This is a genomic window from Rhabdonatronobacter sediminivivens (assembly GCF_013415485.1).
Classification (GTDB): domain Bacteria; phylum Pseudomonadota; class Alphaproteobacteria; order Rhodobacterales; family Rhodobacteraceae; genus Rhabdonatronobacter; species Rhabdonatronobacter sediminivivens.
Genome location: NZ_JACBXS010000065.1, coordinates 1 through 9,121 on the forward strand (window position 1 = coordinate 1; position 9,121 = coordinate 9,121).

13 protein-coding genes and 2 pseudogenes are annotated in these 9,121 nt (G+C 64.1%); 5 read left to right on the forward strand and 10 right to left on the reverse strand.

Going from position 1 to position 9,121, the window contains the following annotated elements; genetic code table 11:
• Window positions 1–39 precede the first annotated feature (39 nt).
• From HUK65_RS17185 to HUK65_RS17225, 9 genes and pseudogenes are all read right to left on the reverse strand, one after another.
• Entirely contained in the window at window positions 40–1,542 is a 1,503-nt protein-coding gene (locus tag HUK65_RS17185; protein ID WP_179907505.1) for a hypothetical protein, read from the reverse strand.
• A gap of 164 nt (window positions 1,543–1,706) precedes the next feature.
• Window positions 1,707–1,979, reverse strand: coding sequence for a hypothetical protein (locus HUK65_RS17190; protein WP_179907506.1), 273 nt, complete (start codon window positions 1,977–1,979; stop codon window positions 1,707–1,709).
• Complete coding sequence (locus HUK65_RS17195; RefSeq protein ID WP_179907507.1) at window positions 1,976–2,398, reverse strand: hypothetical protein; 423 nt, start codon at window positions 2,396–2,398, stop codon at window positions 1,976–1,978. Before HUK65_RS17195 ends, HUK65_RS17190 begins: the two co-directional genes overlap by 4 nt.
• 18 nt (window positions 2,399–2,416) lie before the next feature.
• A complete protein-coding gene (locus HUK65_RS17200) occupies window positions 2,417–3,364 on the reverse strand; it encodes a hypothetical protein (RefSeq protein WP_179907508.1) in 948 nt (315 codons plus the stop codon).
• The gene (locus tag HUK65_RS17205) at window positions 3,361–4,821 is read right to left on the reverse strand and encodes a hypothetical protein (protein WP_179907509.1); all 1,461 of its coding nucleotides are present in this window, start codon (window positions 4,819–4,821) and stop codon (window positions 3,361–3,363) included. The genes HUK65_RS17200 and HUK65_RS17205 overlap by 4 nt, the downstream gene beginning before the upstream one ends.
• Before the next feature lie 137 nt (window positions 4,822–4,958).
• Window positions 4,959–5,231: a hypothetical protein gene (locus HUK65_RS17210; protein WP_179907510.1), complete on the reverse strand. Its 273-nt coding sequence runs from the start codon at window positions 5,229–5,231 to the stop codon at window positions 4,959–4,961.
• Window positions 5,232–5,477: 246 nt separating this feature from the next.
• Window positions 5,478–6,026 (reverse strand): hypothetical protein, encoded by a 549-nt coding sequence (locus tag HUK65_RS17215; RefSeq protein ID WP_179907511.1) that lies wholly within the window; start codon window positions 6,024–6,026, stop codon window positions 5,478–5,480.
• Between the two features lie 26 nt (window positions 6,027–6,052).
• A pseudogene (locus HUK65_RS17220) lies at window positions 6,053–6,529 on the reverse strand (phage terminase large subunit family protein); the annotation flags it as partial.
• Window positions 6,477–6,677: pseudogene (locus tag HUK65_RS17225) on the reverse strand (hypothetical protein); the annotation flags it as partial. The pseudogenes HUK65_RS17225 and HUK65_RS17220, both read right to left, overlap by 53 nt.
• Window positions 6,678–6,781: 104 nt before the next feature.
• Between HUK65_RS17225 and HUK65_RS17230 the strand changes: the two are divergent.
• From HUK65_RS17230 to HUK65_RS17250, 5 genes are all read left to right on the forward strand, one after another.
• Window positions 6,782–7,087: a hypothetical protein gene (locus tag HUK65_RS17230; RefSeq protein WP_179907512.1), complete on the forward strand. Its 306-nt coding sequence runs from the start codon at window positions 6,782–6,784 to the stop codon at window positions 7,085–7,087.
• The gene (locus HUK65_RS17235; RefSeq protein WP_179907513.1) at window positions 7,084–7,449 is read left to right on the forward strand and encodes a hypothetical protein; all 366 of its coding nucleotides are present in this window, start codon (window positions 7,084–7,086) and stop codon (window positions 7,447–7,449) included. The genes HUK65_RS17230 and HUK65_RS17235 overlap by 4 nt, the downstream gene beginning before the upstream one ends.
• 97 nt (window positions 7,450–7,546) lie before the next feature.
• Window positions 7,547–7,735, forward strand: a complete 189-nt coding sequence (locus HUK65_RS17240) for a hypothetical protein (protein WP_179907504.1) — start codon at window positions 7,547–7,549, stop codon at window positions 7,733–7,735.
• Between the two features lie 61 nt (window positions 7,736–7,796).
• On the forward strand, window positions 7,797–8,396 hold the full coding sequence (locus tag HUK65_RS17245; protein WP_235442239.1) for a hypothetical protein: 600 nt from the start codon (window positions 7,797–7,799) through the stop codon (window positions 8,394–8,396).
• Complete coding sequence (locus HUK65_RS17250; RefSeq protein WP_235442240.1) at window positions 8,389–8,739, forward strand: hypothetical protein; 351 nt, start codon at window positions 8,389–8,391, stop codon at window positions 8,737–8,739. Before HUK65_RS17245 ends, HUK65_RS17250 begins: the two co-directional genes overlap by 8 nt.
• Window positions 8,740–8,789: 50 nt before the next feature.
• On the opposite strand, the gene HUK65_RS17255 is transcribed toward HUK65_RS17250, so the two are convergent.
• A partial coding sequence (locus HUK65_RS17255; RefSeq protein WP_179907514.1) for an ATP-binding protein occupies window positions 8,790–9,121 on the reverse strand: 332 nt, incomplete at its 5' end.

Consider the following 9,121-nt stretch of genomic DNA (forward strand, 5'->3'; position numbering starts at 1 on the left):
CACCCCGAGCCTACGGCTCAGGGAGAGCAACGCCACCCTTCATCCCAAAAAGTTCAACATCGACCGGGACATTCCCTCCTGATCCCCCGCTGCTGCAAGCACATCGGCCGCCCGCGCCACCACGCGCGCCCAGTAGTCCCGCCTTGTGCCGAGCCATCGCCAGAGTGCGGCCTCCACGCTTCGCGGACTGCGCGTGCCCTCCAGAACTTCATGCGCGGGGTCGCTTTCCTCGAACCAGCTCTGGACTATTTCGTGGCGATCCCACCAGCCCTCGCTGGCCTTGATCAGCTTGCCGCGCGCCTGCACGGAGAGGCTACGGAGCCGTTCTGCTGCGGGGAGCGCATCGATCAGCGCCTCGGTCGTGACAGCCTCTGCGCGCAGCCGGTCGAGCCCGCAGAGTTCCGCTATTTCGACAAGTCCCGGGGCAGGGGGCAGTCCCGCTGCCAAACCATCGGCCAGCGCAACCGACAGGGCGCGTTCCATCCAGGACGCTGGCACGCTGACAGCGCCGGCCTCGTCCTTGACGCGCTGAATCAGCGCCTTCTGTTCGCTCGCCGAGTTGCAGGCGATGGTATAGGCGTCCTTCACCCCATGGCCCTGTTTCAGCAGCAGCATCGCCACCATCCTGCGGCCGCCCGATTGCAGCGAGATCGCGATGCTCTGCGCCCCACCGCCATCGGGGAGCGTCGCCATGACGGAATGAGTGATCCAAGGCGCCGGTGTGCCTCCTGCCGTCAGTCCGGATCGCATGGACAGCTTCACGGCCTTGTCAACCTGGCCGCGTGCTTCGTCCGGTGGCATCCAGTTACGCAACACCACGATCCGGCCGGCCAGTTCGGCCGTGAGCGCGCCGTTTGCGGCCCGATCAGCAAGCGCACGGGCTGCTGCGATGCGGATCGCGGCGTCCCGGTCGAGTAGCCAGAAGCACGTCAGCCGCGCATGGATGGGTTCGGCGCGTTCCGTCGACACCCGGATGACATGCCAGCGCATCTCGGGCGGCATGGCCGGGAAGGTCTCGGTCAAGGCGGCATGCAGCGCGAGCGCATCGCCTTCTGTCTGCTCGATCAGGTTCTGGAACAGATCATCCAGCAGGGCATCGGCCTCCGTGCGGTCCGGGATGCCAGGCGCAAGGCCAGATGCGTCGATGTCCGTTGCAGACAGTTCCAGAGAAGCCGGCGCAGCCAGTCCGTTTCGGGTCCACGCGCTGGCTAGAAGCAGCCGGTGGAACGGGGACAACCGGCCCTGCCCGGATGCCAGGGCAACCGCATCGCCCAAGGTCTGGAGGAAAGCGCTGCCGCGCTTCTTCCGGTTCTCGCGCGCGATCCGGGCGGCGTCCAGAGCCGACCCCAGCAGTTCGGCAAGGGGCTCCAGCTCCGGCGCGGTCTCTTCGGTCGCGCAGATCCTTGCGATCAGCTGGCCGCCCAGCGCCGGCCTGTGGAGCATCGAGACACTGGCCCGGTCGAGAACCTCGCGGCGCGCGCCATCGTCTTCGCGCAAACGCGCCAGTTCCGCCAACACTGTCTCGAGCTGTCCTTCCGTCACGCAGTTCCGCTTCCTGAATCACGCCATCCCTCGGTACCACCCTATGCGTCGGCCTCGGGATTGTCATCGGCATGACCACCTGTCGGAATGACGCCTGCCTCGGCCACCCTGCTACCATCAGACCTGCCGCTGCCATGGGTCCAGCGGATGGGGACAACGGATCGTCACGCATCCTTTCCGCTCAGCAATTGCACCGCAGTGCCGAAGCCGGTGACATTTGCAACGCTCGCGTTGAAATCGACCTGAAAATGGCAGCCGGCAACCATGTCAGCGCCGAGCTCTTCCGCCCGTCTGCGAAGACCTTCCCGGCACGCTTCAAGCGCCACTCCGAGATCAGGGCCCTGCATGAATGTCTTGTGGGAAACACCCACGGCGCCGACAACATCGATCACGCGGTGTTCGGCCGGTGGCGGACATGTGGAGAGAAGGACCGTCATGTTGGTGTATCCGATTGCATCTGCGCATAAGCCGCCTCTCCGGCCTTGCGCGCATCGCTGATGTTCTCCCACCTGCCAGACAGCGCCTGGCCAAGGATCTCGACGGAATACACCTGCTTGCGATTGGCGGTGTGCGTGGCGCTCTTGACGATGCGTCCGACGACCCGGTCCCCGTGGAAGGCTCGAAATGGCGTCTCGGTTCCTCGATCGTACTTCTCCCAGGCGAGGAGGCCGGTCACTTCAAGGCGCGCCGATCCTGGTTGCCCCGATTCAAACTCATCCAGAGCGCCGAGCAAGCGTAGCGCGTCGGCGTTCCCGGGTTTCTTCTCCAGAACGGCGTCAGCCTTTTGTCGCCAGGTCGACCGTTCCCTGGCTGTCATTGTGGGGATCCGTGCAATGGTGCTGTCGATGTGACTCATTCGCTTTCCCTCTTGGTTTCATGCCGAGACCTGCCCGGCATGGCGGTTCCACCACGCAGCGAGCCGCCGGGCCGCCTCGAGCCCTTCCTCCACCGCAGGGACCTGAGCGTCGAAGGGCATCTGCGTGTCCAGTTGCGGCGTGTCGATGACGAAGCCGAGCGAACGGCCTGCCGGCCGGATGTACCCGCCCGTTTCCGCGAAACTGTCGGGCGCGCGCATGGTCCGCGCACGAGCGGCCCAGCCACCCAGCATGATCTTCACAGATGCCGAGGGCGCCGCGCTGTCGCGACATTGCAGCGACATGCGCGGGCGGGGCAGGTGCGTCCAGTCGCGAAGCGTTCGTTGCACGTCGAAATAGATGGTCCGGGATTCGGTCGGCCGCACGCCGTTGCCGTTCGGATTCCGCTTGATCACCAGTTCGGGGAAATGGTGGCGAGCGAAATCCGCATAGGCGGCGAAGAAGGCGGCGCTTGATGGGTTGGGTTCGGGATCGTACGGGGTCACGGCTTGCAGGATCGCGGCGTCGAGCAGCGCAAGGTCGTCACCGTGGAAGACCGGACGCAGCGCTTCGTAGCTGATCTGATGGTCGAACGCTGCGGCGTGCCGGGTACCCCGCAGATAGACCTCGGGTGCCAGCAGCACCGACGCCGCGCTGCGGCCCGACGCGCGGAGCGCGGCGACGCTGGCCCGATAGCGGTCAGGCTGGGGATCGCCGACGCGCGTGACGCTGTAGCCCGCGTCGATCTTGTTCTCAACGAGCAGGATCGAGCCGTCCTCGCATGTGATCTCCAGATCGATGGTGCCTGCCTGTCCGGCGCCCCGATGGCGGGTCTGGCTGGCCACGCTGCGTACCCGGTTGCCTGGCACCCCGTCGATGGCGTCGAGGAATGCTGCCGCGAATGCCGGGTTCCGCTCGAAGGCGGCAAGGAAAAGCGCATCGGTCTGGCGTTCGTAGATGCGGGTCATGGATGGTCCTCCTGTTCTGTTTCGGTGCTCCAGCGCCGCAGAAGGGCGTTGCTGTGGCGTTCGCGCGCGTTGTGCCATTCCGCCTGCAGGCGCGTCGTCTGATCCGCAAGGCGGTCGATGCTGGCTTGCAGCGCCTCCTCAATCAGTCCGTTGTGAAGGCAACATTCGATCCAGGTGGCGTGGCTGAAGCGCGGGAAGTTGAGTTCGTGGTTGGGGGGGACATTGCGATTCCATCGGCCCCCGGGAGCGCCCCGTTCGAAGTTGTCGCGAGCCCACGGGCAGACGGCCTCCTCGTTTTCAAGCCGCCACTCCTGCGTCAGCCAATGGCGCAGATATGGCGGCGTCGCGGGGGTATAGGACAAGTACCACGGTTCGAAGCCGGCAACGCCAAGAGCCTGGATGGGATCAGGATCGAAATACAACTCACTGGAGAAGGGAAAGGCAGGGCGGATTTTCCCGGCCAGCGCATGGCGAAGCTTTCCCGGCCACAACGCCATCTCGATCGCCCATGTCTGGCCATCCCTCGTCTGGATTGACGGACCGAGATCTGGCGGGCCGTAATGGCTGCCATCAGCGATGTCGATCAACGCAGACCGGAAGACAGGATACCGACCGGCCACACCGGTTTCGCCCTGAATGCGCACTTCCATATGCGGTCGTGTTTCCAGCGCACTGACAAACCCGCCACGGTCGCCCGGCACGATGCAAAGCCTGATTTCACGGAACCAGGCGACTTCACCGGGGATCCCCTCATATCGTGGTTCTCCGACGTCGATGCGCGTGCCCGCCCCGAGATCATGCCCGTTGGCCAGGGCAAGGTTGAAAGCGGCGTCGCCGGTCACATACGGCAAACGGATCAACGGGATCGACGGAAACGGGAACATTTCCCCGAAATGAAGACAGTCCTCATTTGAAGGAAAGGTCGGGCTTTCGATCCTCTGCATGGGAGCATGCCGGGAGTGGGAAAGCCGCTCTTCGTCCATGTCCCAGTGACAATTCATCTCCCGGATGGCCGCGAATGTCCGGTCCAGCCGGTTCCTTTTCGCCAGTCTCGCACATAGCCCGTTCAGCAGAACCGCCAGCGTCTCCGAGGGCTGCTCATCCAACGGCGCCTGATCGGGCCGGCCCGACAAGCGCTCCCAAAGCTTGAGGTTACGCGCCATTTCCAGCTTCCAGTCGTCGGCATCAACGCCACAATGTTCCGCAGCGACGGCGATGCCGACCAGGTAGGGCTCCAGTGCCTTTTGTGGCGTGGTCCTCGTCTCGTATTCCTTCACAAGCCCGGGTTGCGTGGTCGGATCCTCGCCGCGCTTCAATGTCCAGTAGGCAAGACGAAACTCCTGCCGGCTGCCATGGGGGCGCTGGAGACGGCTCAGAATCTTGTCCTGGAAGTCTTCCTTCCGCAGACCGGCGGCCTTTGCCTCGCCCCAGGCGCGCGTCAGGTGAACGGCGGCCATGAGGCGGTCCCTTTTGTGAACCTTCGTTCCCAGACGGACCGCATCACTTTCGAGCTCCCGCAGCTTGGCGACCTCTTCTCGCCGTCTCTGTGCCCTACGCTCTTCCCGGCTTTCATCGTGTGACATCGTGCCCGCCCTCAATGCTGTTTCCGATAGCGCCGTCCGTTGACGCCATCATGGACCGGCATGACCGTCACGATCCGTGCGCTTTCGTCGCTCCAGATCAGGGCGTAACGCCCGAGCCTGTCGTCGATGTTGAGCTTTCGCGAGCGCCGACGGCTGACGCGCATCAAGCGGCAGTTGTCCCCGATCGGGCGCTCGATGTCCGCGTGCACCAGTATCGCCTGCACAAAGCGGTCGCTGACGCCACGCTGGGCTGCGCGCCTCCTGCTGTGCTCGGAATGTCCCATCAATGCCTCCATCGCTACCCTGCACATCATGTGCCGCCATGTGGTCGCGATCGAGTCAGAATCTGTTTCTTGGGGCCGAATTTTCAGACTCTTTGGCTGCCAAATTTCAGATGTCTTTTCTGACTCCGATGAGGCTGCCTGCTTCCCAAGCCCGGCAATCAAGAGGATGCGCGCATCGACCACCGACGAGTCGCGCGGCACAGGGAGCGCTACGCGCGCTGCTCGACATTTCGAGTGGCGGCCCCTTCACTGGGAGCGCCCCCCTTCGAATCCCTGGTCCTTCAGTCTCGCGAGAAGGTCCATTGCGTGTTTTGCCTGGAAATCGGTTGGTATCCGCCGAGGCATCGAGGCGCAGATCTGGAGGATCTGCATGTCCTTTGGAGTCAGCTTCCGCTCACTTCGACCCCAGTCCATCACCGTGTTCCAGAAGCCGGCTCCGAGGCTTACGGCCTCTGTCTGGGCGTTGATGCCTTCGGTCATGACCTCTGTCGCCCGCGCTGCCCGTCTGGTGCTGCGTGCCGTCTCAACCAGCGTGAGGCAGCTGTCGAAATCCTCGTCGTAGTCGAGCTTTCGTCCCTTCAGGCCGTTCCAGCACGCCTGCTGCTTTGCCCATTCCGACATGTTCCGCACACCGGGTGGGGGACGCGTGATCGCGTCATGGGCCTCGGCCGCGGCAAGCAGCAAGGCGCGCTGCAGGGCCTCCGGTACCGACTGGCGTCGCCAGATGGCATCAAGATCGAGCACCTGTTTTTCACCGTTGGCGTCGTGGAACACTTTCGCCATGGCATAGGTCACGATGTTCGCGCGGTAACGGTCGAAGCGTTCGAAGCGCGCAGCGGGTCGATCCGGCCGCGCGAGGTCCGCTTGGCCATCTCGACCGTCGGCAGCACCGCCAGCATCGGTCCCGGCGCGTGGTGGATCACGAAGCCGATCCAGTTGTTGCCGGCCTCGGTCGCACCGACCTGTGCGGCTTTCATGAAGCTGATGCGCTGCGCCGGGTGGCTGGGGGAGAGCGCATCCATGATCGCGCGCAGATAGGGCGTGCGGGCAGTCCGATACCGGCCGGGCTCGGCCGAGGCGCGCGACGAGAGCCAGCGGTGCGCATCGGCCCATTCCGACACGGTGAGATCGGCGTCCGGCCGCATGCCCCGCCGCCAGGCGCGCAGGACGTCCTCGGCTCCCTCAAACCCGAGGTCGAGCCCCTCGGTCAGGTCGTTGTCGGTCAGGCCGTGATCATCGTCTCCTTCATGCAAGGCTGACCCGGAGGTCGGTAAGGGCGTCGAGCTGCTCTCGGACATGGGTTTCCAGCACCCTCTGCAGGATCGCAGTCTCGATCGTCACGGGCACCCCCGATGCCTTCTCCATCTCTGCGGACAATTGCGCGGCCATCAGCGCGGCCACGCGGGTGGGCCAGGTGACCCATGTATCGCGCTCCTGGCGCGCAAGGCCTCGGACGTCATCTCGCACATCAAGATCGAGCTGCCGACCACCCAACTCGCCGCTGCCAGCACGATGCTGGCCAGCCTGCAGCTGATCTGAGGGGGGCCAGGATGAGCACCCGCGCGCAGATCGCCATTCAGCTTGGGCCCGAGGAATGGGCCCATGTCTACGTCCACTACGATGGATACCCCTCGCACATGCTCCCCGCGTTGGCCCCGTGGACGCCCGGGGACATCCTCGAGGCCCGCGAAATCCGGCAGGTTCGGGCCGACGCGTTGGACTGCTTCGATCCGCCCCGCGAGCCACCGATCCTGCCACGTCCGACCCGCGAGCTCTGCCACCTCTACGTCTGGCAGGACGGGGCGTGGGTCGAACTGGATCCCGAAACCCACGCCCTCGAAGGATCAGCTCCATGACCACGCCCGCCCTCAACTGCCTCTGCGAAGGCGAAACCCTCGATGTTCTCGCCCGCCGCGAATGCGCCATCGGCTTCGACCTGCGCTTCTGCCGCAGCGTCGCCGTGTCCGAGCACGACCGCGACACCATCACCTGCGACCCGCCCGAGGCCGAGTTCGCGACCCTCTACGCCCTCACCGATCTGGGCGAGGCCATTGCCATCCACGATGCCGACCTCACGAGCGCCGGGGCGGACGCGGTCGCCGCCGTTGCCCGCGCGCTGTTCGTGGCAATGGTCAACGCCCGCCGTGACCCGCCCGATGCCGCCCAGCGCTTTGAGGCGGAACAGGCGGCGCTGATCGATCATCATCGGATCGAATGATCAGCACTGATATTGCTCAGATTTGCCTACGATAATCGCCGCACCGGAGCGATGGTTGCCGCACGGAAACGATGCAACTCACCACGGAGCCACGCCGATGACCCACCTCAACCCGATCACCACCCCGCGCCATGAACTCCGCGCCGAGAAGGCCCGGCGCAACAAGGAAGCCGCGCTCGCCGCCTTCGTCAGCAAGAAGGGCGAGATCGACGAGATGCTCGCCCGCCTGCAGGCTCTCGCTGCGAGCGCGACGGCGGAGAGGAACACTTTCGGGCATCTGTCATAGCGTGTGGCGATCCTGCGCCAAGGTCAATTCGGTCGGCGCGTTCCTCGAAAGCGATGATCGGGTGCTGGTCTGCCAGCAGGATCTCAACGAGGTGATCACCGCCTTCGTCCAGGACAAGACGACGATCGAGCGCGGGCTCTTTGATGAGGAACTGGTGCCTGAAGAACTGACGCAGGTTCGGATGGGCAAGATCATCAAGGACAAATACCCGGAACTGGATGACCATGATCAGGAGGCCGTGCGCCAGCACGCGGTAGCCGCCCTGAACCTGACCCAGAAAGCCAAGGAGACGCTGCTTTCCGGCGCCCAGCCTGAGGACAGCGCGAATACCGCGCTGATCGATGGCGTCCGCAAGTTCGCAATGGACGTGCGCGAGCTCGACATCGACCTGATCGATCGGATCAACCCGTTCGGCGAGGCCTATTCGATCCTGGCGAAGACCATGAGCGAGGAGAGCCTGAAGCAGGTTGCCGCGATCATCACCGCGAAGAAGGTGTCGATGTCGCCGGATGAGGCGCGCGACCTCGCAAAGCGCGCCCTGAAGTTCAAACAGGAGCGCGGCCGACTGCCTTCGCTGACCTCGCAGGATGCCTGGGAACGGCGTATGGCTGAGGGGGTGGCCTATCTGGCGCGCATGAAGGCAGAGGCATCGAATGTCTGATTTCACCGACGAAGATGATGCGCTTCTGAGCGAGCTTGGTGTTGAGGTCGCTCAGAAGAAGGCGGCCAGCCGCACCCCGCGGGAGGAGCGGATCATTGCGGGCTTCGAGGAAATCCAGCGTTTCTACGACGAGCATGGTCACGCGCCGCGGCACGGCGAGGGGCACGACATCTTTGAACGACTCTACGCCGTTCGGCTCGATCGTCTGCGGGAACTGGAAGAGTGCCGCGCCCTTTTTGAACCCCTCGATCATCAGGGTCTGCTTGGGGGCGATGTCGCCCTTGTGTCGGCCGCGGATGATGATCTCGATGACGACGCCCTGTTGATTGTCACTGAGAACTGACCCGGCATTGTCACCGAGATCTGACCCACCCAGTTGTTATGTTCTGCGTGTCATTCTGGCGTCAATGCTGGTGTTTCCCTCCGTTTCTTTTTCGCAGTTTCGGAGCTTGCCTTGAAGCGATAGCTGTCGTTGCCAGTCTCCAAAATGTGGCATCTGTGGGTGAGGCGGTCGAGGAGCGCGGTGGTCATCTTGGCGTCACCAAAGACGCTCGCCCATTCGCTGAAGCTCAGGTTGGTGGTGATGATGACGCTGGTGCGTTCGTATAACTTGCTGAGCAGGTGGAAGAGCAAGGCGCCGCCGGAGGCACTGAATGGCAAGTATCCCAGCTCGTCCAGGATCACGAGATCAGTTTTCACCAACGCATCGGCGATCTTCCCGGCCT